Here is a 21,187-nt window from a genome sequence, read left to right as displayed (position 1 = left end):
CGGCCCGGGGATGCTCCTCGGGCCGGTTTCATATTGAAACAGGGGAAATTGCCAATGAGGGAAACGCCTTGGAAGCGGCGGGCGATATATGGCGCGGCGATCGCGCTGGCGCTCTGTGCCCAGACCGTCGACGCGAAAAAGAAGGACAAGGACGCCGCCCCGGCCGCCGCGCCTTACGCGTCTACCTATAAGCCCTATCCCGGCCGCCCGACAGCGCTGGTCGGTGCCACCGTCTATGACGGGCGCGGCGGCCGGATAGACAACGGCACGGTGCTGTTCGAAAACGGCAAGGTCGTGGCCGTGGGTGGCGCGGATCTTGCGGTTCCGGCGGGCTATGACCGGGTGGACGGCCAGGGCAAGTTCGTGACGCCCGGCGTGATCGATATCCATTCGCACCTTGGCGTCTATCCCAGCCCTTCTGTTGATGCCCTGTCGGACGGCAACGAGATGACCAGTCCGACCACGCCCGATGTCTGGGCCGAGCATTCCGTCTGGCCGCAGGATCCGGGCTTTTCGCGCGCTCTCATCAACGGCGGGGTGACCACGCTGCAGATCCTGCCGGGTTCGGGCAACCTCATCGGCGGCCGGGCGGTGACGCTCAAGAACGTGCCGAGCCGTACCGTGCAGGGCATGAAGTACCCCGGCGCGCCCTATTCGCTGAAGATGGCCTGCGGCGAGAATCCCAAGCGGGTCTACGGCTCAAAGGGACAGAAGCCGATGACCCGCATGGGGAATTTCTCCGTCGACCGTCAGGCGTGGATCGATGCCCGCCAGTACATGGACGGCGATCACGCCGAACGCGATCTGGGCAAGGATACCCTCGAAGGTGTTCTGAAGGGCGAAATTCTCGTTCAGAATCATTGCTATCGCGCGGACGAGATGGCGCAGGTTCTCGATATGGCGAAGGAGATGGGCTACAAGGTCACCGCCTTTCACCACGCGGTAGAGGCGTACAAGATCGGCGATCTGCTCAAGGCCAGCGATGTGTGCGCCGCGATCTGGGCGGACTGGTATGGCTTCAAGATGGAAGCCTATGACGGCATCCCCGAAAATGCGGCGCTTCTGGCCAGACAGGGGGCCTGCGTGGTGATCCATTCGGATGATGAGAACGGCATCCAGCGGCTCAATCAGGCGGCCGCGCGGGCACAGGCGGCGGGGCGGCGGATCGGGGTGGACGTGCCTGACGCGCAAGTCGTCGGCTGGTTCACCTACAATGCGGCCAAGGCCATGGGGATCGGCGAGAGAACCGGCAGTCTGGAGGCCGGGAAGATGGCCGATGTGGTGCTGTGGAACGGCAATCCGCTGTCGGTCTATTCGCGCCCGGAAAAGGTCTGGTCGGATGGCGCGCTGCTTTACGATGCTGATGATCCCAAGCGAAAGCCGGTCAGCGATTTCGAACTTGGCCAGCCCGGCGAAGGAGATGTGAAATGAAGCGCCTCCTGATCGCCATGCTGCTGTGCGCCGCGCCGGTTTCCGTTTCCGCTCAGGACTTTGCCATCACCAATGCTACCGTCGCCACGGGTGACGGCAGCGCCCCTGTAGAACATGCCACCGTCGTCGTGCGGGGCGGAAAGATCGTTTCGGCCGGAAGCGGCGCGACGGCACCGGCCGGTATTCCGGTGGTGGACGGCACGGGCAAGTGGGTCACGCCGGGGCTGTTCTCCGCCGTCACCGACCTTGGGCTGTGGGACGTCGAAGGGGTGGACGAAAGCAACGACACTTCGGCCGAAAAGTCTCCCTTCAACGCCGCGCTCGATGTCGTGCCCGCGCTCAACCCTTCCAGCGAACACATTGCCGTCAGCCGTGAAGGGGGCGTCACCCGCGCCAGCGTGACCCCGTTCAACGGCGATTCGATCTTTGCCGGGCAGGGCGCGGTGATCGACCTTGGCGAAGATGCGCAGATCGTCATGAAGCCGCGCGCGTTCCAGTATGTCGAACTGGGCGAAAGCGGGGCGAAGCTGGCGGGCGGCAGCCGCGTGGCCGCGCACACCGCCCTGCGCAACGCGCTTCGCGAAGCGCGTGAAGTGGTCGCGCTTCCCGCAGGGGCGCAGCGGCAAGGCGACGTCCTGCTCACCCGCGCCGACGCCGCTGCGCTGGGCAAGGTGATCGACGGTACGCAGGCGCTCTACGTCGGTGTCGAGCGCGCTTCCGACATCCGGGGCGTGCTTGCGCTCAAGACCGAGTTCCCCAAGCTGGACCTCGTCCTTGTCGGTGCCACCGAAGGCTGGCTGGTTGCGCCTGCGATCGCGGCGGCCGGGGTGCCGGTGATCACGATGCCGATGCGCGACCTGCCTTCCTCGTTCGAGGCGCTGGCGGCGACCATGTCCAACGTGGGGCGAATGAAGAAGGCGGGCGTCAAGGTGGCCCTTGGCCTGTTCGAAGGCAGCAACCAGCCGCGCAACGCCACCGAACAGGCGGGCAACCTCGTCGCCCTGACGAAGATCCCCGGCGCCTCGGGCCTGACCTGGGGCGAGGCGCTGGCATCGATCACTTCGGTCCCCGCCGAGATCAGCGGCTTTGGCGGAAAGGCCGGCGTGCTGGCTCCCGGCGCAGTGGGTGACGTGGTGCTGTGGGACGGTGACCCGCTAGAACTGTCCTCCGCGCCGGTATCGGTATGGATCGACGGGGTGAAGCAGCCGGTCGACAGCCATCAGGCCCGCCTGCGCGAACGCTACAAGGATCTGGACGAGACTTATCTGCCCAAGGCTTATGACTGGTAAGTGAGGAAGGTAAGGCAGGGGGCGATCGCTCCCTGCCCCTCTCTGCCGGCGACGTTGCGCGCGCAACGTCGGGGGGCATGGCGTGTCGGCCAATATGGCATTAGAGGTCGACCGGACAGGACGCCCTGCGCCTGACGCCCCTGCCGCCCGCACGAAGAAAGCCCACGACCGAACAATGGAATCGTCCGATCTCACCCTTGAAGATCTCGGCTGGCGGGATGCTTTCAGCAGCCAGCTGACCGCCGAAGAACAGGGTGGCGATCTTTGCCCGGTGCGGGTCATGGCTGTGCATCGCGGATGGATCGACATCGCCGGGAGCGGGCTGAGCGGCATGATCCCGTCGACCCTGCGATCGTCGCAAGGGCCGGTTGACCGGGCCACGGCCGGGGACTGGCTGATCGTCGATCGTGCGAAGCTGGAAGCCGTGCGGATCCTCGATCGCATCAATCTGTTCCAGCGGCAGGCTCCGGCGGATCAGCGCCGCGTGCAGCTGATCGCGGCGAATGTCGATACGCTGTTCGTCGTGACGTCGTGCAACCAGGACTTCAACGTGGCGCGGCTCGAACGCTATCTGGTCATGGCGGGGGAGGTCGGCGTTACGCCCGTGGTGGTCCTGACCAAGATCGACCTTGCGCACGACCCGGATCACTATCTGGAAATGGCCCGCGCGCTTCAGCCGGGGCTGCAGGTGGAGATGGTCAACGGCCGCGACCCTGCCAGCGTCGCGCGGCTGGCCCGCTACTGCGGCAGGGGCAATACGGTGGCGTTGCTGGGATCATCGGGCGTCGGCAAGTCGACCATGATCAACGGCCTGCGCGGATCGTCGGATATCGCCACCCAGCCCATCCGCGAAATCGACGGCAAGGGCCGGCATACAACGACTTCCCGGCAACTGCATCGGCTGGATGGCCCGCTTGTCGGTCCGCGCAAGGGGGGATGGCTGGTCGATACGCCCGGCATGCGCGAATTCCACCTGCCGGAAGCCGCGACCGGCATCGCCGAAGTGTTTGACGATATCACGGCGCTGACGCTGGAATGCCGGTTCAGCAATTGCACTCATGGTGCGGAACCGGGCTGCATGGTGCAGGCGATGCTGCAAAACGGGACGCTTGATCCGCAACGCCTGGAGCGGTGGCGCAAGCTGGTGCTCGAAGACGCTGCGGGTGCCTCAGGGCGCCCCGGCACTCATGCCCGCAAAAGGAAGAAGACGAATGGCTGACCTTTACCTCAAGGCCCTTGAATCAGAGCGCAGGAGCTTGTGGGCCGCATGCCGGTTGAAGGGGCTTGCAAAGGATACGCCCGAACGCCTGCGGATAGCAGAGCTGGACAAGCTGCTGGCCGCGCACAAGGCGAAGAAGACAGGTTGAACGCGAGCGGGCGGGGCATCCCGCCCCGCCGGACGCGCGGGCTTGAATCTCAGGCCCGCGCTTCGTTCACGCCCGCGCTGTTGTGGCGCAGCGCCTTGAGCACCGTATCGACGATCTGCGGCGCATTGAGCCCGGCATCGTCATACTGCGCTTCCGGCTTGTCGTGATCCTGAAACACGTCGGGAAGGCGCATGGTGCGGATCTTCAGCCCGGCATCGGTCAGGCCTTCGTCGCTGGCCATGGTCAGCACGTGGGCGCCGAGGCCCCCGACCGAGCCTTCCTCCACCGTCACCACGACTTCGTGGGACAGCATCAGGCGGCGGATCAGGTCGGTGTCGAGCGGCTTGGCGAAGCGCAGGTCGGCGACTGTGGTGGACAGGCCCTTCGCTTCCAGAAGGTCGGCGGCCTTGAGGGCTTCGCCAAGGCGCGTGCCGAGCGACAGCAGGGCAACCTTGGTGCCTTCACGCACGACGCGGCCCTTGCCGATTTCCAGCAGTTCGGGGATTTCCGGCAGGGCGACGCCGGTGCCGTTGCCGCGCGGGTAGCGGAAGGCGATGGGGCCTGCATCGTACTGCGCGGCGGTGTGGACCATGTGGACCAGTTCGGCTTCGTCAGCAGCCGCCATCACCACCATGTTGGGCAGGGTGGCAAGGTAGGTGATGTCGAAAGAACCGGCATGGGTGGCACCGTCCGCACCGACCAGCCCTGCGCGGTCGATGGCGAAGCGCACGGGCAGGTTCTGGATCGCCACGTCATGGACGACCTGATCGAACGCGCGCTGCAGGAAGGTGGAATAGATCGCGCAGAACGGGCGCATTCCCTGCGCGGCAAGACCCGCCGCGAACGTGACGGCGTGCTGTTCGGCGATGCCAACGTCGAAGCTGCGTTCGGGGAACAGCTGCGCGAACTTGTCCAACCCGGTGCCGGACGGCATCGCGGCGGTGATGGCGCAGATTGTGGCGTCCTTTTCCGCTTCGGCGACAAGCGCCTTGGCGAAAGTGCCGGTGTAACTGGGCGGCCCGGCGGGCGCCTTGGCCTGTTCGCCGGTGATCACGTCGAACTTCTGGACGCCGTGGTACTTGTCCGCCGCGTTTTCTGCGGGCGCGTAGCCTTTGCCCTTCTGCGTAACGACATGGACCAGGATCGGGCCTTCGCCCGCATCGCGCACGTTTTCCAGCACGGGGACCAGCGCGTCGAGGTCATGCCCGTCGATCGGGCCGACGTAGTAGAAGCCCAGTTCCTCGAACAAGGTCCCGCCCATGGCCATGCCGCGCGCGAATTCGTCGGTCTTCTTGGCGGCAAGGTGCAGCGGGCGCGGCAGGCGGCGGGCGAACTTGCGCGCCAGTTCGCGCAGGCCAAGGAACCGGCCGGAGGAGACAAGCCGCGCCAGATAGGCGGATAGGCCGCCGACCGGCGGGGCGATCGACATGTCGTTGTCGTTGAGGATCACGACAAGGCGGTTTCCCGCCTCGCGCGCGTTGTTCATCGCCTCGTAGGCCATGCCTGCGCTCATCGCGCCGTCGCCGATCACGGCGATGCCGCGGCCCGGTTCGCCCTTGATCTTGCTGCCCATGGCAAAGCCGAGCGCGGCCGAGATCGAGGTGGAGCTATGCGCGGTGCCGAAGGGGTCGTATTCGCTTTCGGAGCGCTTGGTGAAGCCCGAAAGGCCGCCGCCCTGCCGCAGCGTGCGGATACGGTCGCGCCGCCCGGTCAGGATCTTGTGCGGATAGGCCTGATGGCCCACGTCCCAGATCAGCCGGTCCACCGGCGTATCGAAGACGTAGTGAATGGCGACGGTCAGTTCGACTACGCCGAGTCCCGAACCCAGATGACCGCCGGTCTGTCCCACGGCCGAGATCATCTCGGCGCGCAGTTCATCGGCGAGCTGGCGCAGTTGCGCGGGGTTGAGCTTGCGCAGGTCTTCGGGAGTCGAAACCGTGTCGAGCAAAGGTGTGGCCGGATTGGCGTTCATTTGTCGGGCCCTTACACCCTTGAGACTTGCGTGTCGATTGACCGTGACTGTTAATCTGCGTCAAGAGCAATCCGCTGGATTGAAAGGGGTTACAATGGCGATCGTTCCGGAAGCACGCGGTATCATGTTCATTTCGACGACCGATCGCGCGCGGGCGGAGGCGTTTTACGGCGACGTGCTGGAACTTCCCGAACTGTCGCTGGACGAATTCGCCACGATCTACGACATGGGCGGCGGAGCGATCCTGCGCCTGACGTCGAACCGGGAATGGGAATCGCACGAATATACCGTGCTGGGCTGGTCGATCCCGGATATCGAGGCGACGATGGCGCGGCTGCGCACAAAGGGCGTCGAGTTTCTCGTATTCGACGAAGAGAATCAGGGCGTCGACGGCCTTTGGCGGTCAGCCGACGGGAACATCAGGGCGGCGTGGTTCCGCGATCCCGACGGTAACCTGCTGAGCCTTACGCAGACGGGGTGAGCCGCCTTTCTCAGCTGCACTGCGCGCAGATGCCGCGCAGTTCCACCACCGGGCGCACGTCGGCGAAGCCGGCGTTCCTGGCCGCCGCGATGAGGGCGCCGGTCAGCTTGTCGTCATCGATGTGAACGGCCTGTCCGCAGCTGTCACAGATCAGGAAGATGCAGTCGTGCTGGCAGCCCGGATGGCTGTTGGCGACGTAGGCATTGGCGCTTTCCACCCGGCGGGCCAGGTTGGTGCGCACGAAAAGATCGAGGATGCGGTAGACGCTGTTGGGCGCAACCCGCTTGCCACGCAGCGACGATACGCTTTCGGCAAGGTCATAGGCGGACGCGGGACGTTCACGTTCGGCAAGGGCGCCGAAGACATCGGCGCGCATTTCCGTCCACTGCTCGCCCGCTTCGACAAGAGCGTTGCGCGCAGCCTTGACCAGACTGTCGCCGGAATGTTCGTGGTGGTTATGGTTGCCAGACATGGCGCCCATATGGGGCCTGCCGCGAACTTGTGCAATCAGCTGCGAAGCAGTCGCAGCTGATTGGGGGCAGCTCAGTCGGCCTGCGCAGCCTGCGCCGGGGGCACGATGTCATTCGACAGCGGCGAAACATGGCCGATCCCCATCGCACCCAGCACCAGCAGAGCCCCGCCGGCGAAGCCGAAGGCGAAGTAGCGGTAGAAGTCGGCTTTGAAGATACCCATGGAAACGGCTTTCGAACTGTCTTTCAATGGCCGGGCGCGTTGGGCGCAACCGGTCGGAAGGTTTGGCGTGCTGCCCCTTTGGCCTCAAATGGCTTGCGGTCCAGTGAACAAAAGGATGCGTAGCCTGTTTCATCGACGAACGGATGCATTGACGCGATGAGCTGCGGGAGCCTTTTGGCTTATTGACCGATGGCTGTCACAAATACCGAAATCATTACGAGTCCGATCACGGGCAGGGCGGCGCATCCGAAAGGCAGCGCCGCAGCGGCGAAAGCGCTTGCCGGCGAGCGTAGACGCCCAAGCCGAAGCAGTACCGCCGCAAGTGTCAGCCCGATCAGGAAACCGACGACGACGAGCGGGCCAAGCCCCGTAACCATCATCGCCGATGTTCCTTCCGCAGCCCTGCGCAAGACCCCTTAGTGCTTGAAATGACGCATGCCTGTAAAGACCATTGCAAGACCGGCTTCGTTCGCAGCGGCAATGACTTCATCGTCGCGGATCGAGCCGCCCGGCTGGATCACCGCGGTCGCGCCCGCTTCGGCAGCGGCAAGCAGGCCGTCAGCGAAGGGGAAGAAGGCGTCGGAGGCAACCGCCGAACCGACCGTGCGCGCCTGTGCCCAGCCGAACTTTTCTGCGGCCTCGGCAGCCTTCATCGCGGCGATGCGCGAGCTGTCGCGGCGGTTCATCTGGCCTGCGCCGATGCCGGCGGTGACGCCGTCCTTGGCATAGACGATCGCGTTCGACTTGACGTGGCGGGCCACGGTCCAGGCGAAGAGGCAGTCGGTCAGTTCCTGATCGGTCGGTGCGCGCTTGGTGACGACCTTGAGATCGTCGAAGCCGATCGCGCCATTATCGCGGCCCTGTACCAGCAGGCCGCCGGTGATCGGGCGCACGGTCAAACCGCCACGACGCGGATCGGGCAGTTCGCCGGTAAGGAGCAGGCGAAGGTTCTTCTTCTTTGCGAAGAAGGCGCGGGCTTCCTCGTCGGCATCGGGGGCGACGACGACCTCGGTGAAGATCTGGCAGATCGCTTCCGCCGTCGCACCGTCCAGCGTCTGGTTGACCGCAACGATGCCGCCGAAGGCCGAGACGTCATCGCAGGCCAGCGCGCCGTTCCACGCGTCCAGCAGCGAATCGCCCTGGGCGACGCCGCAGGGGTTGGCGTGCTTGACGATGACGACGGCAGGCTTCTGGCCCTTGAACTCTGCAGCCAGTTCGAAGGCGGCGTCGGCGTCGTTGTAGTTGTTGTAGGACAGTTCCTTGCCCTGCACCTGCTCGGCCTGCGCCAGCCCCTTGGTAAAGGGGCCCACCGGCGTGTAGAGCGCGGCCTTCTGGTGCGGGTTCTCGCCATAGCGCAAGGTGGTCGACAGGCGGCCGTTGACGCTGAGCATCTCGGGGAACTCAAGACCCTGATCGGTGAAGGCGAACCACTGGCTGATCATCGAATCGTAGGCAGCGGTCTGCGCATAGGCGCGCGCGGCCATCAGCTTGCGGAAGCCCAGCGTGGTGCAGCCCTCGGTCGCTTCCAGTTCGACCATCAGACCCTCGTAGTCCTTCGGATCGGTGACGATGGTGACGAAGGCGTGGTTCTTCGCCGCCGAACGGACCATCGAAGGGCCGCCGATGTCGATGTTCTCGATGATCTCGTCGCGGCTGGCGCCCTTCGCGACAGTCGCCTCGAAGGGGTAGAGGTTCACGACGACAAGGTCGATCGCGCCGATCTCATGTTCGGCCATGGCAGCGGCATGTTCGGGGTTGTCGCGCACGGCCAGCAGGCCGCCGTGGACCATCGGGTGCAGCGTCTTGACGCGGCCGTCCATCATTTCGGGGAAGCCGGTGATCTCGGAAATGTCCTTCACCGCAAGGCCCGCATCACGCAGCGCCTTGGCGGTGCCGCCCGTCGAGACCAGTTCGACGCCCCGGTCGCTGAGCACCTTGCCAAGTTCGGCAAGGCCGGTCTTGTCGGACACGGACAACAACGCGCGGCGGATCTGGACGGAATCGGTCATGAGTGCGGGCTTCCCTGGCGAATGTCTCTTCGCGCGCGCCCTTAGGACGGCAGGGCGGTCGGGGCAAGTACGGCGCGGTTCTCCGGGGCCTGGAGGGGGCGGGTTGGTGAAGGAGTGTTAATCCTGAGGGCGCCGCATTTTCAGTTAAGCCGTTGGCGCAGCGCGGGGAAACCCGAATTCCCGCTGCAGAGGGAGGTGATTCAAATAGATATAGAGATAGCAATACTCATCATCATGGCGTGCCTCGCCTTCACGACGCTTGTTCTCAAGGTCGTGGAGATGAGCCGCAACAAGTGATGACGGGAGGGGGATGGGCTGGCACCTGTCCCCCGAACGGCGAGAGGCGCGCTACTGGCATAGCGCGCCTCTCTTTTGTCTTGAAGGTGATCGCATAGATACACAGACAGCTCTTGCAATATACACCGGCGGCGTACTTCTACAAGCGGGGCTGCAATCAATTCATCTTCTTGATGATCCAGCCGAAAGTCCCGCCGCCGCGCGAAACCATGCCCTGAACGACGATCTGTTGCGTCGCCTGCGGGCGGCCCTGACCATCGACCCAGAGCGAATCCTCGACCGTCATTTCCCCTTCGTCGCTGGCAGAGCGGAACTGCCAGTAGCTGCCGTCTGGCAGGGACAGGCCGGCGCCCCGGCCGTCGGCGGTCAGGTTGACGTCCACGTCCGGGCCAAGGTGGAAGCGGATCGCGAAGCCGACCTTGCCGCGCTTGCCCTTCTTGCCTGCGGGCAGCAGCAGGTCTTCGCCGCGCAGTTCGCTGCCATCGTCGCGCAGCAGCAGGATGCGCTGGTGGGTCAGGCCATAGCGCGTGGCGTAGCCGTTGTGGCTGGCATCGAGGCGGGTGGCGTTGGAGCCGTTTTCCTGCGGCAGCGTCTTGCGATCCACCGCCACTTCGGTGACGCCCGACCCGATCATGCCGTTGATAAGCACGGCGGTGGAATTGGCATCGTCAAGCGTCAGGGTCGAATGCGCGGCCGTGGCGCGCAGGCCCTGCTCAAGCCGCACCGGCACCAGCCCGCCGCCGCTTGCCGCGCCGCCGCAGTTGACGACGATGCGATGCGGCCCATGGGAAAATTCGAAAGCCAGCGTCGAGGCGCAGCCGAAGCGCGCCTGCGCGGGCATCGGCGGCGGGGCGGTATCGAACTGAAGGACGGACTTGTGCGCGGATACGCGCTGATAGCCCCACTGGCGCACATCGCGAAGCGGGCGCGTGCGCACGCCGCTGGCGTGGATCAGCGCCTCCACGTCGGCGGCGTCCACGGCCCAGCCGCCCTGCCATGATCCTAGGCCGCCATCGCCGTGCGTCAGCGCCAGCAGCGGCGGCACCAGCAGTTCGATGACGCGCTCCATGGCGGAAGGGGCGTCGCGGCGCGTGGCGTGATAGCAGTTGCGCAGCCGCACCAGCAGCGCGATCGCTTCCATCTGCGCCAGCGGGCTGCGCGACAGTACGCCGCCGTCATCGCCCATCAGTTCGCCCAGCGCCTTGATCAGCCCGGCTTCGCCGTAGAGGCGGCGCGGGCGGCCATCGGGCAGCAGCAGTCCGGCGGCGACGATGCCCACCCAGCCCGCTACTTCGGCAAGGGCATCTTCGGCACTGGTGACGTGGCGGTCGAGCCAGCGCGCGGTGACGGCGATGTGCTCCAGCGTGCGGATACGCAGCGCCTTCTCGCCCGAAAGGATCAGCGGGGCATGCGCCAGCCAGTTTGCAAGGCGGGTGCCCGTGTTGCCCACGCTCCATGCAGGGCCGCCCTTGGTGCCGGGCTTGGCGGGCGGCTTGGGGTTCGCCTGAAGCCAGGCCATGAGCACGCGTTCAGCCACCGGGGCGCCCTGTTCGCGGGGCGCGCAGGCTTCAAGATCTGTCAGCCACGAGAAGGAATGAACCACCTTCTCCAGCGGCGGCGTGACCCGCGCGGCGCCCGCGAAGTCGATCTGGGCGATCGGCGTCTTGGCACCGTGGACCAGGAAATGCCCGGCGCGGATCGCGGTTCCGGCCATGCGGTTGCCGGGCAGGGTGTTGTTGACAGTGGCCAGCAGGCGCGTGCGGGCCTTCCTGCCCATGGGCCCGGACAGCATCGCGCCGGGCACCCCGGCGCGATAGGCCATGCGGATGAACCGCTCTCCCAGCCCCACCGAAGGTGCGGAAAAATCGACAAGCGCCAGTGCGCGGCCGGGCTCGATATGAGCGACGTCCTTCGTCGGGGCCATCGTCGGAGCGGGGCGAACTGCCGTGGCGCTGCTTTCGGCACTTTCGGTCATGACACCCTCCTCCGCCCGCTCCTTGCGCGGGTTCCATGCCGCCGGGCTGAAGCGGGTGTCGGCGGTCATGCCTATTCGAGACCCTTGAGCGTCTTGATGTTCGCCGCGTACTGCGAAGTTCCGCCCTTGAAGGTGGCGGAGCCCGCGACCAGCACGTCAGCGCCCGCCGAGACGCACAGCGGCGCGGTCTTGGCGTCGACGCCGCCGTCGACCTCAAGCCGGATGTCACGGCCCGACTTGTCGATCATCTTGCGCACCGCCTCGATCTTGCGAAGCTGGCTGGAGATGAAGCTCTGCCCGCCGAAGCCGGGGTTGACGCTCATGATCAGGACCAGGTCGATCTCGTCGATCAGATAGTCCAGCATCTTGGCGGGCGTCGCCGGGTTGAGCGAGATGCCTGCCTTCTTGCCCAGGTTGCGGATCGTCTGCACCGTGCGGTGGACGTGGGGGCCCGCCTCGGGGTGGACGGTGATGTAATCCGCGCCCGCTTCCGCGAAGGCTTCGAGGTAGGCATCGACCGGAGAGATCATCAGGTGGACGTCGAAGGGCTTGGTGCTGTGCGGGCGCAGCGCCTTGACCACGGCCGGGCCGATGGTGATGTTGGGTACGAAGTGGCCGTCCATGACGTCGACATGGACCCAGTCGCAACCGGCCTCGTCGATGGCGCGCACTTCCTCTCCGAGCCGGGCGAAGTCGGCGGACAGGATCGAAGGGGAAATCAGCGGAATTGTCATGGGCAGAAACGAACGCTCCTTTTCCCAGCGATACGCCACCACATCTTGGGGCGACAAGCGCCGGGGGCAGCGTTTTCCACACGCGATCTTGTAGCAAGAGAGGCGCAGGTCGGTTTTCGCCCGATATGCGACCGGGCGGGGCTTTCCGGCGGTCGAACGGAAAGTTCAGTGCGTGTTCACCGCTTTTCGGGCACCTGGGCACGACAAGAGGGTTTCAAGCGGCCACGCTTGCCGTGCGGACCCAGCAAACGGAAGAGAGATGATCAAGACCAACGCCCTGTATCGCACTGTGCTTCACCGTACCAGCACTGCCGCCGCGCTTGTCGCGGTTGCGGGTCTTGCCGCGCCGGTTCCGGCTCTTGCCCAATATCGCAATGAAATCCGCAACGAGATGGGCCGCTGCCAGTCCGACAAGGGGCCGGCGATGATGGTCACCGTGGACGGGATCAAGTCGTCCTCTGGCAAGCTGCGCGTCCAGTCCTATCGCGCCACGTCGGGCGAGTGGCTGGTGAAGGGCAAGTGGCTGTCGCGCATAGAGGTGCCCGCGCGCGCCGGATCGATGACCTTCTGCGTCCCGCTTCCGGCATCGGGCACGTATGGCGTCGCGGTGCGCCATGACGTGAACGGCAATGGGGAAACCGACATCCGCACCGACGGTGGCGCGATGTCGAACAACCCGTCGATCAACATCTTCAATCTGGGCAAGCCCAGCTACACCAAGGTCGGCGTGCCGGTAGGCGATGGCGTAAAGTCGATCCGGATCCAGATGAAATATATGTGAGAGGCGTTCAGCCTGGGCGTGCATCCATGATCGCGCGCGCGTCTGCAAGGTCGGCGGGCTTGTCCACGTCCACCGCGGCCAGCCCGTCCCTTGCGGCGACGAGGCTGGCGGTGACGCCGATCTTGCGCCCCAGCTTGCTGATCGCGTCGGCCAGCGTCAGGCGGCCAAGCGCGTAGCCCACCAGCATGCCGATGCCGAGGCGCGCGGCGATGCGCCAGGGGCGCTTGCGGTCGGCTTCGACCATCTTCCAGGTATCGATCGCCAGTTCCGCGCGCGGACTTGCCAGCAGGAAAAGGTTGCAGCCCGACCAGTGCCCGTCAGCGAAGCGCAGGTACGTGCGGCGGCTGCCGGGCATCGCCGCCTCGATCGCCTCGCGCCGGGCAAGCAGGATGGCAACGTCGCTTCCGCCTGGCGTGTCGGCCAGGAAATCGCGCACCCATTGCCCCTTTAGCAGCGCATGGTCGCTGGTGGTGACCAGCAGCGGCGCGCCCAGAGCCTCCAGCCCGATCGCCACGCTGGCACTGGGGCCGGCGCCGGTAGCAAGCACCTCGCAGCCGAGCGAAATCGCCAGATCGCGGACCTGCGGATCGCTTGCGGAGACGGCGATGCGATCGATCTCGCCATCGCGCAGCGCGGCGACGACATGGGCGAGCATCGGCTGCCCCGCGATTTCCACCAGCGACTTGTGCGCAGTGCCTGCCGCTTCGGCCACCGGATCGGGTGCGCCGGGGCGCGAACCGGCCAGGATCAGGGCGTTCATGCGGTCTTCTCCCGCTTGCCGCGCCAGACCTGCCATAGCACTCCGGGGGCGGCGAGGATGGGGTGGCGTTCGCGCCAGGGGGTGATCTTCACCGGGACGCCGGTGTGACGCTCTATCTTCCAGGCGGCATAGCGGGCAGCGCCTTCGAAGGTGGTTGAGGCTTTCAGCAGCCGCAGGACGTTGTACGGTTTGCCCAGCCTTCTGCGCCGTGCCCACCATGACAGGATGCCCGCCCGTTCGCTTGCGGCAAGGGCCGGGCGCAGACGTTCCCCGTCCTGCGTGAAGGCTATCCCGGCGGCTTCGAGCGCCAGCGGCAGCAGGCCGTCGAAGTGCGCGCGGTTGGCGGCAAGGATCGAATCCTCGCGGCCTGCCTTTTCGACGCGGAATTCGGCGGCATATGTCGCGCGGAACAAGGCGCGCCAGTAGTCCTCGGGTGTGCCGGTATCCGGCCCCAGCGCCACGGCAAGGCGGGCGGCGGTGCGGGCGGCGCCTGCCACGGCCTGTGCGATGGCGGTTCCGGCGGCATCGTCGCGCTGCCAGGCAAGCGCGCTCGGCTGGACGAACCGCGCCCAGATGGTGGTGTCCACCCGCTCTCCGGCGGCGGCGGCGCGGAAGGTTTCCAGCGCCATCGTGGCGACCTTGGCGCGCAAGGGCACGCCCTCATGCGTCCATTCGTGATAGCTGACGCGCGGCCAGATGCGTTCGACCTGCGCGCCCGGCAGCAGGACATAGAAGTCCAGCACGCCTTCCAGCGATCCGGTGCGCAAGTTCGATCCGTAGAACAGCACGCCCAGCGCATCGGCCGCATCGGCCAGCCTTTGCGCGAAGGCGCGCACTTCGGGCACGACTTCGCGCGTCAGTGCGAAGGCTATGCGGTCATCCAGAGACCGGGCATCCGGGGAAGTTCGAGCGATCATTGCCGCGTCCATCGGGCAGGCTTGCGGCAATTACAAGCCTGCCTGTTGCCCCTGCTTGTCGCGCAGTCAGGGAACGACGAAGTTGATCTGCGGTCCTTCGGCCAGCACGTAGCGGCCGCCGGGGAAGGCCTCACCGTCAAGGATGAACGAGCCGCCGATATCCATATCCACCTCGCTGGCGCTGACGCGGTGTGCGCCGTAGCGGCCGAACAGCTTGAGGTTGAGGCCGAACATCATCGCGGGCAGCAGGGCTACCAGCCAGCGGACCGGCCAGTCGATCACCGCCAGCTTGAGGCCCGGCGCCGGGTTGCGGCCGAACGGGCGGGCGCCCAGCGGGAACTGTTCGAAAGTGGTGGCGATCGTCAGGTAGCGTTCGTCGGCGCTGCCCTTGCCCTTGTAGGGCAGGTGCTGGCCGGTGTGGCGATCGACGATGCGGGTCGGGGTGCAGGCGCGCCAGGCGTTGCGGGCGCCGCCGAACAGCGTCTGCATCACGCCCCACAGGATCGTTAGGCCGACCGCGAAGCTGTTGAACAGGCCGCGACGGTGCGCCTCCTGCCCTGCCTCGGTCGCGATCGAAAAGGCGCCGGTGCCAAGGATGAAGCCCTGCACGCAATGCGCGGCATCACCCTGCGGGGTGATCCGCAGCGGACTGCGGGCGATGGTGCGGCCACGATGGGCAGCGGCCAGCGCTTCGGCCAGCGACCACTTGTTGGGCAGGCCCAGATCGACCGCCAGCGCATTCGTCTTGCCCTTGGGCAGCACGATGAAGGTCGGCCAGTCGTCGCCGAAGATATCCGCACCTGCGGAAAGCACATCGCGAACGGTGCCGTCGCCGCCGTCCACCACCAGATAGTCGATCCCGCGCCGGGCGAACTCCGCCAGCGTGTAATGCAGTTCCTCGCGCGTGGAGGGGGTCTGGGTCAGGATGTTGGAGCAATCGGCCATTTCGGGCGAGATGCCCTTGTTGCGATGGCTGCGGGGATTGCGGACGATGCCGACCAGCGGAACCGCGCGGCCACGACGGACGGGGCGCACCGTGCGCGCGCCATCCCGGCGACCAAGCTCGCCGAAGATCGGCAGCGTTTCGAACGTGTGAATGCTTCCGTGCACGGCGACCCATTTAGTGTCGCCGGTCAGGAAAATCATCCAGAAATATGCTCTGACACATTTGAGTTACAGTTTCATGGCGTTTGTGGCCGTATTGACACGTATGTGGCGCAAGCAGGGCAGCCGGATTGTCACTCGGCCGGCAAGGGACTACGTGGCGGCCTATGGTCCAGAATACGCAAGTGCTGCCGGTCGTCACGATCGGCGAAAACCCCGTCAGGCTCTGGGGGCTGAGCCCCTCGGTACGTGTCGGCCGGATTGCCCGCGCCGCCGGTCTCGAACCCGTCGACAGCGTTCCCGAAAGCGCCGCGATCCTGTCCAACGCGGCTTTCGCATGGGATCCGGCGTGGTTCGGAAACATCACTTCCCGACCCGGCACGGTGCTGACACTGGGCGGCATTCCGGCGCTTGCCCATGCTGCAGATGCACATCAGGCTGCGCGAGTCGCGGCGGCGATGGCGGCGGGCATTCCGCTGGCCGATTCGGCCGGGTTCGATGTCGTCGCCTACGAAGATGGCCCGACGATCGAGAACAAGCAGCTTCGCAAGCGCGAAACGCCGTTCCTGATGGCGCTGACGCCTTCCACCCTCCGGCCGATCGAGCGGGCCAGCTACTTCGGCGCCTACAAGGGCGTGACCGATGTGCTGACCAAGTACCTCTGGCCGGAATGGGCGCTGGTGCTGACGCGCATCTGCGCGAAGCTGGGCGTCACGCCGAACATGGTGACCACGGTGGGCGCGGTGTTCTGCGTGATCGCCACGGTGCTTTTCGCTTATGGCCACTACTGGCTGGGCATGGCGCTTGGTCTGGTGTTCATGGTGCTAGACACCGTGGACGGCAAGCTGGCGCGCTGCACGATCACCTCGTCTGCCTGGGGCAACGTGTTCGACCATGGCATGGATCTTGTCCATCCGCCGTTCTGGTGGTGGTTCTGGGCGACCGGCCTCGGCGCCTGGGGGCTGGCCTATGACCCGGCGACCTTCTGGTGGGTACAGGGCGCGATCCAGGGGGGCTATGTGGTCCAGCGGCTGATCGAGGGCGCCTTCATCCGCTCTGCCGGCATGCACATCCACGTGTGGCGGCCGTTCGACAGCAAGTTCCGCCTGATCACGGCGCGGCGCAACCCGAACATGGTGATCCTGTTCGTGGCGATGGTATTCTCCCGCCCCGATATCGGCCTTGTCGCCGTTGCATGGTGGACCGCCGTGTCGTGCCTGATCCACGCCGTTCGGCTGGTGCAGGCCTGGATCGTGCGGGCGCGTGGTGGCACGATCACCTCCTGGCTGGCAGAAGGTTGAGGCAATGAACGCGACGTTCGAAAAGTTCGGCTGGCCCGCGACTACGGTGGCGCAATTCGCCCACTGGATCGTGCTGGCCCGCCCGGCGCAGCCGACGCTGGGCGCGCTGGTGCTGGCAGCCAAGAGCGACGCGACCGCCTTCGGCGATCTTCCGGCAGAGGCGCACGCCGAACTGAAAGCCGTGACCGGCGCCATCGAGACGGCGCTGGGCAAGGCGGTCGGCTATGCGAAGCTGAACTACCTGATGCTGATGATGGTGGACCCGCACGTCCATTTCCACGTCATCCCCCGCTACGAAGGCGCGCGCGAATGGCAGGGGCGTGAATTCGTCGATTGCGGCTGGCCCAAGATGCCGGACCTTGGCCATGCCGTGGCGCTGGAAGGTGCGGAGCTTGATGCGCTGGTGGCGTGGCTGAAGGCCGCGTTCGACTGACTGGTCGTACCGAGAAGGCTTAGACAAGCTCAGCCCCCTCGGCGCAGTTCACCTCACCAGGTATCGGTGAGCGACGTGGCGATCTCGATGTCGTTGAGGAAGTCCACCTCGGCCCAGTTCAGCCCTTCGATCGAAACGGTGCCGACCTTGCCGGTAGGGGCAATCGAATCGATCACCTTGAGATACCAGTGCTGGACGCCTTCGGGCGTGCGCATCGCTTGTCGCACGGTTTCGCGGAACAGGTCCGCGCCTTCGCCACGGAACGCCAGGAAGCCGATCGATTCGGAATTGGACTGCGCCGCCGTCAGCGTCTTGCCGATGTGGACAAGGCGGCCTTCGGGGCTGCGTTCGACCTTCATGTCGTCGCTGTCGTAGCCGTCCGCCTTGACGTCCACCGTCACGGTGACCGGCCAGGGCTTGCCGTCCGGGCCGGCAGCGCCTTGCTGGACCTTGTGGACGATCTCTTCCGACACCAGCGTATCGCCGTTGAGGATCAGGAAATCGCCACGCATCGCTTCACGCGCGATCCAGCATGAGCCCAGATTGTCCGCCACCTTGAAGAAGGGATTGAAGCGCACCGTGATTTCCACGCGCGGGTCGCGGATCGACTGCAGGTGCTCTTCCAGCATGTCGGTCATGAAGCCGGTGACAACGTCGATCCGCTTCACCCCGCCGCGCGCCAGCATCTCTATCTGCCACTCGATCAGAGAGCGGCCGGAGAAGTCGATCAGGCACTTGGGACGCTCGGCGGTGAGGGGAAGCAGGCGTGAGCCCTGGCCGGCGCTGAGAAGGATGGCGTGTTCGATCATGTGTCATTCAGTCTGCTTGGGGGAAGGGGCCATCTAGCGACTGCGGCGCGAAAGGGAAAGCTCTGGCGGGGGTGACCCGACCAGTCCGATCCGGCAGTCCGGTCTGGCCGCCCGATCCGACTGGCCCAACATTGCCACTACGTGGCTGCCATTACGTGGAAGAACGAGCGATACCCTTGCAACTGACCCAACCCTCGTCCAAATGCGAGCCAATGTCCGCCAAACGCTACCGCCAGGAGAGTGCATCTCCGCTAGGGCGGATACTTCAGAACACCGCCTGGCTGCTCGGCGGCAAGGGCTTCGGCGCGATCTGCGGCCTGGCCTACCTTGCCATCCAGACGCGCACCCTTGGCCTCAAGGATTTCGGCCACTTTTCTCTGATCTTCGGCACCGCGCAGGCGCTGACCGCGCTGGCGGGCTTCCAGACCTGGCGAGTCGTGGTGCGCTACGGCTCCGAACACGTCCACGCCAAGGACTGGGAGAAGTTCGGTCGTCTTGGCATGTTGTGCGGGGTGATCGACGCGGTCGGCGCGATTCTCGGCTGCGGCCTTGCGGCGATCATGATCTTCGGCTTCGCGCATATGCTGGATCTCAATCCCAGCTTCATCGACGTGGCCTTCTGGTACTGCGTCGGCTCGCTGTGGGCGCTGGTTTCGGCCCCGACCGGGATCGTGCGCGCGCTCAACCGCTTCGACATGGCCGTCTATGTCGAGGCGATCGTGCCGAGCGGACGGCTGGTCTGTGCGCTGATCATCTGGTTCACCGGGCCAACGGTCGGCCGGTTCCTGGCAGCCTGGGCGGCGATCGATATCCTGGAGGCCATTCTCTACTGGATCATGGCGCGGCGCCTGTGCCCGCAGGCGGTGCGGATTTCCTACCTGTTCCAGTTGCCGCAGGCGATCCGCGAGAATCCCGGCGTCACGCAGTTCTTCTTCGTCACCTACATGGGCTCGGCGATCGACGCGGCCATGAAGAACGGGCCGCTGCTGGTCGTCGGCGGCTGGGTTGGGACGAAGGCGGCGGGCCTCTATCGCCTTGCCTCGCAACTGTCGCAGGCGCTGAGCAAGCTGTCGACGCTGCTGACCCGCTCTGTCTACGCCGAAGTGGCGCGCGTGCGCGTCGCCTCCAAGGCCGAGGAATTCCGCAAACTGGCGCTGCAGACCAGCCTTATCGCGGGCGGCGCGGGCCTTGCCGTGGTGGCGGTGGCCTACTTCCTTGGCGAGCAGCTCTTGGCGATGATCGGCGGCGACGATTTCGAAAGCGGCGCATCGATCCTCATCCCGCTGGCCGTGGCCGCCAGCTTCGACCTTGCCAGCGTGGCGTTCGAACCGGTGCTGCACTCCACCGGGCGCGCGCGCCAGTCGCTGGTTGCGCGTCTCATTGCGCTGGCGGCGCTGGGCGTGGGCCTCTGGCAGTTCATCCCGATCGGGCCGAGCGGCGCGGCATGGGCCGTGGCGCTGGCCGGGGCCACGTCCTACGCGGTGATGGGCGTCATGGCCTGGCGCACGCTCAAGCAGGTCGATGCCGGCAAAATCGCGGTCGGCGTGCCTGATGACGCGGAAGTCGGCCCGGAAGAGTAACGCCGCTCGACAGGGAAGCGCCCGCGCGTATCATGGGTGGCATGACCCTTGTTGCGCAGGCCGCCGCCCTTTCCGACAGCATCGTGGCCTTGCGCCGCGCGATCCATGCAGAGCCGGAGATCGGCCTCCATACCCCGAAGACGCGGGACAAGATCCGCGCGGCGCTGGCGCCCCTGCCCTTGGAATGGGCGGAGGGGCCGTCCACAACCGGCCTCGTCGCGACGCTGAAGGGTGGCGCGGGTGCGGGCCGGTGCGTGCTGTTGCGCGGTGACATGGATGCCCTGCCGATGCCCGAGGAAACCGGGCTGGACTTCGCCTCCACCATTCCCGGCGTCATGCATGCCTGCGGCCATGACACTCACGTCGCCATGCTGGCGGGCGCCGCGCAACTGCTGTGCGCGCAGGCGGACCGGCTGGCGGGCGAGGTCCGCTTCATGTTTCAGCCCGGAGAGGAAGGCTACCACGGCGCCCGGTTCATGCTGGACGATGGGCTGCTGGGCGGGGAGGGTTCCGGCCGCGCGCTGCCTGACGCGGCGTTTGCCCTTCACGTCATGCCCAATGCGCCGCATGGCCTGATCGGCGGGCGTGCGGGGCCGCTGATGGCTGCGGCGGACCAGCTGAAGATCACCGTTACCGGGCGCGGGGGTCATGCCTCCATGCCGCACGATACGCTCGACCCGGTGCCGATCGCCTGCGAGATCGTGGGCGCCATTCAGACCATGGTGGCGCGCCGGTTCAGCGTGTTCGACCCGGTCGTCGTCACCATCGCGAAGATTGAGGCGGGTACCGCCCACAACGTCATCGCCGACACTGCGACCCTGACCGGCACCATGCGCACGCTTTCCCCTGGCAACCGCGCCCGTCTGCGTGATGAACTGCCGCTGCTCGCCGCCGGGATCGCGGGCGCGCACGGTCTGACCGCCGAGGTCGACGTGGTGGAGGGCTTCCCGGTGACCCTGTGCGATCCCGGCGCGGTCGATTTCGGAGAGAGCGTTGCCCGCGATCTGCTGGGCGAGGCCGCGTTCATGCGCCTTGCCGATCCGATCATGGGCGCGGAAGACTTTGCCTATGTGCTGGAGAAAGTCCCCGGCGCTATGTTCTTCCTTGGCGTCAGCCACGAAGGGGCGGACTGGCGCCAGTGCTGCGGCATCCACTCTACGAAGATGATGGTCGATGAAAGCGTGATGCCGCGCGGCTCCGCCTTCCTTGCGGGGCTGGCGGAGCGGTTCCTGGCCGGTGGGTGGGGGCGCTAAG

Annotated in this window: 21 protein-coding genes; 10 read left to right on the top strand and 11 right to left on the bottom strand. The window is 66.0% G+C overall.

Features of this window, described 5'->3' with window-relative positions:
* Window positions 1–54 precede the first annotated feature (54 nt).
* From A8V01_RS15375 to A8V01_RS28655, 4 genes are all read left to right on the top strand, one after another.
* Complete coding sequence (locus A8V01_RS15375; protein ID WP_103096695.1) at window positions 55–1,431, top strand: amidohydrolase; 1,377 nt, start codon at window positions 55–57, stop codon at window positions 1,429–1,431.
* Window positions 1,428–2,720, top strand: a complete 1,293-nt coding sequence (locus tag A8V01_RS15370) for an amidohydrolase family protein (protein WP_103096694.1) — start codon at window positions 1,428–1,430, stop codon at window positions 2,718–2,720. Before A8V01_RS15375 ends, A8V01_RS15370 begins: the two co-directional genes overlap by 4 nt.
* A gap of 175 nt (window positions 2,721–2,895) precedes the next feature.
* Complete coding sequence (rsgA, locus tag A8V01_RS15365; protein ID WP_211295027.1) at window positions 2,896–3,939, top strand: ribosome small subunit-dependent GTPase A; 1,044 nt, start codon at window positions 2,896–2,898, stop codon at window positions 3,937–3,939.
* Window positions 3,932–4,087 carry a hypothetical protein gene (locus tag A8V01_RS28655; RefSeq protein WP_170065948.1) on the top strand — a complete coding sequence of 52 codons (156 nt, stop codon included), beginning with the start codon at window positions 3,932–3,934 and terminating at the stop codon, window positions 4,085–4,087. Before rsgA ends, A8V01_RS28655 begins: the two co-directional genes overlap by 8 nt.
* A 49-nt stretch (window positions 4,088–4,136) precedes the next feature.
* Here the strand turns inward: A8V01_RS28655 and dxs are convergent, their stop codons facing one another.
* Window positions 4,137–6,059, bottom strand: a complete 1,923-nt coding sequence (dxs, locus tag A8V01_RS15360; protein WP_103096693.1) for a 1-deoxy-D-xylulose-5-phosphate synthase — start codon at window positions 6,057–6,059, stop codon at window positions 4,137–4,139.
* Between the two features lie 94 nt (window positions 6,060–6,153).
* On the opposite strand from dxs, the gene A8V01_RS15355 reads away from it, so the two are divergent.
* Window positions 6,154–6,540, top strand: coding sequence for a VOC family protein (locus tag A8V01_RS15355; protein ID WP_103096692.1), 387 nt, complete (start codon window positions 6,154–6,156; stop codon window positions 6,538–6,540).
* A 10-nt stretch (window positions 6,541–6,550) separates the two neighbouring features.
* On the opposite strand, the gene A8V01_RS15350 is transcribed toward A8V01_RS15355, so the two are convergent.
* The 6 genes from A8V01_RS15350 to rpe form a co-directional block, all read right to left on the bottom strand.
* Entirely contained in the window at window positions 6,551–7,012 is a 462-nt protein-coding gene (locus tag A8V01_RS15350; protein WP_170065947.1) for a Fur family transcriptional regulator, read from the bottom strand.
* Between the two features lie 71 nt (window positions 7,013–7,083).
* Entirely contained in the window at window positions 7,084–7,233 is a 150-nt protein-coding gene (locus tag A8V01_RS28650; RefSeq protein ID WP_170065946.1) for a hypothetical protein, read from the bottom strand.
* 179 nt (window positions 7,234–7,412) lie between these two features.
* Window positions 7,413–7,613, bottom strand: a complete 201-nt coding sequence (locus tag A8V01_RS15345; RefSeq protein ID WP_146037279.1) for a hypothetical protein — start codon at window positions 7,611–7,613, stop codon at window positions 7,413–7,415.
* A gap of 36 nt (window positions 7,614–7,649) precedes the next feature.
* Window positions 7,650–9,242: a bifunctional phosphoribosylaminoimidazolecarboxamide formyltransferase/IMP cyclohydrolase gene (purH, locus tag A8V01_RS15340; protein ID WP_103096689.1), complete on the bottom strand. Its 1,593-nt coding sequence runs from the start codon at window positions 9,240–9,242 to the stop codon at window positions 7,650–7,652.
* 454 nt (window positions 9,243–9,696) lie between these two features.
* On the bottom strand, window positions 9,697–11,583 hold the full coding sequence (locus A8V01_RS15330) for a heparinase II/III family protein (RefSeq protein ID WP_103096687.1): 1,887 nt from the start codon (window positions 11,581–11,583) through the stop codon (window positions 9,697–9,699).
* Window positions 11,584–11,585: 2 nt separating this feature from the next.
* Entirely contained in the window at window positions 11,586–12,248 is a 663-nt protein-coding gene (gene rpe / locus A8V01_RS15325; RefSeq protein WP_103096766.1) for a ribulose-phosphate 3-epimerase, read from the bottom strand.
* 259 nt (window positions 12,249–12,507) lie between these two features.
* Here rpe and A8V01_RS15320 point away from each other — a divergent pair, with 259 nt between their 5' ends.
* Entirely contained in the window at window positions 12,508–13,029 is a 522-nt protein-coding gene (locus tag A8V01_RS15320; RefSeq protein WP_103096686.1) for a DUF2141 domain-containing protein, read from the top strand.
* Between the two features lie 7 nt (window positions 13,030–13,036).
* On the opposite strand, the gene A8V01_RS15315 is transcribed toward A8V01_RS15320, so the two are convergent.
* From A8V01_RS15315 to A8V01_RS15305, 3 genes are all read right to left on the bottom strand, one after another.
* Window positions 13,037–13,789 carry a nucleotidyltransferase family protein gene (locus tag A8V01_RS15315; protein ID WP_103096685.1) on the bottom strand — a complete coding sequence of 251 codons (753 nt, stop codon included), beginning with the start codon at window positions 13,787–13,789 and terminating at the stop codon, window positions 13,037–13,039.
* Window positions 13,786–14,706, bottom strand: a complete 921-nt coding sequence (locus tag A8V01_RS15310) for a hypothetical protein (RefSeq protein ID WP_103096765.1) — start codon at window positions 14,704–14,706, stop codon at window positions 13,786–13,788. Before A8V01_RS15310 ends, A8V01_RS15315 begins: the two co-directional genes overlap by 4 nt.
* Window positions 14,707–14,772: 66 nt before the next feature.
* Entirely contained in the window at window positions 14,773–15,816 is a 1,044-nt protein-coding gene (locus tag A8V01_RS15305) for a diacylglycerol/lipid kinase family protein (protein ID WP_103096764.1), read from the bottom strand.
* Window positions 15,817–15,977: 161 nt separating this feature from the next.
* Here A8V01_RS15305 and A8V01_RS15300 point away from each other — a divergent pair, with 161 nt between their 5' ends.
* Both A8V01_RS15300 and A8V01_RS15295 read left to right on the top strand, forming a co-directional pair.
* Window positions 15,978–17,111, top strand: a complete 1,134-nt coding sequence (locus A8V01_RS15300) for a CDP-alcohol phosphatidyltransferase family protein (RefSeq protein WP_103096684.1) — start codon at window positions 15,978–15,980, stop codon at window positions 17,109–17,111.
* A 4-nt stretch (window positions 17,112–17,115) separates the two neighbouring features.
* The gene (locus tag A8V01_RS15295; protein WP_103096683.1) at window positions 17,116–17,544 is read left to right on the top strand and encodes an HIT family protein; all 429 of its coding nucleotides are present in this window, start codon (window positions 17,116–17,118) and stop codon (window positions 17,542–17,544) included.
* A 53-nt stretch (window positions 17,545–17,597) separates the two neighbouring features.
* On the opposite strand, the gene A8V01_RS15290 is transcribed toward A8V01_RS15295, so the two are convergent.
* On the bottom strand, window positions 17,598–18,353 hold the full coding sequence (locus tag A8V01_RS15290) for a phosphocholine cytidylyltransferase family protein (protein WP_103096682.1): 756 nt from the start codon (window positions 18,351–18,353) through the stop codon (window positions 17,598–17,600).
* A gap of 212 nt (window positions 18,354–18,565) precedes the next feature.
* On the opposite strand from A8V01_RS15290, the gene A8V01_RS15285 reads away from it, so the two are divergent.
* Together A8V01_RS15285 and A8V01_RS15280 are read left to right on the top strand one after the other, a co-directional pair.
* The gene (locus A8V01_RS15285) at window positions 18,566–19,933 is read left to right on the top strand and encodes a lipopolysaccharide biosynthesis protein (RefSeq protein WP_103096681.1); all 1,368 of its coding nucleotides are present in this window, start codon (window positions 18,566–18,568) and stop codon (window positions 19,931–19,933) included.
* A 32-nt stretch (window positions 19,934–19,965) separates the two neighbouring features.
* Window positions 19,966–21,186: a M20 metallopeptidase family protein gene (locus A8V01_RS15280; protein ID WP_103096680.1), complete on the top strand. Its 1,221-nt coding sequence runs from the start codon at window positions 19,966–19,968 to the stop codon at window positions 21,184–21,186.
* Window position 21,187: the final 1 nt, after the last annotated feature.

It is taken from the genome of Novosphingobium guangzhouense (genome assembly GCF_002896965.1).
In the GTDB taxonomy this organism is placed as follows: domain Bacteria; phylum Pseudomonadota; class Alphaproteobacteria; order Sphingomonadales; family Sphingomonadaceae; genus Novosphingobium; species Novosphingobium guangzhouense.
Note: the sequence above shows the minus strand (reverse complement) of the source record. Positions and strands in the feature narration are given on the sequence as shown.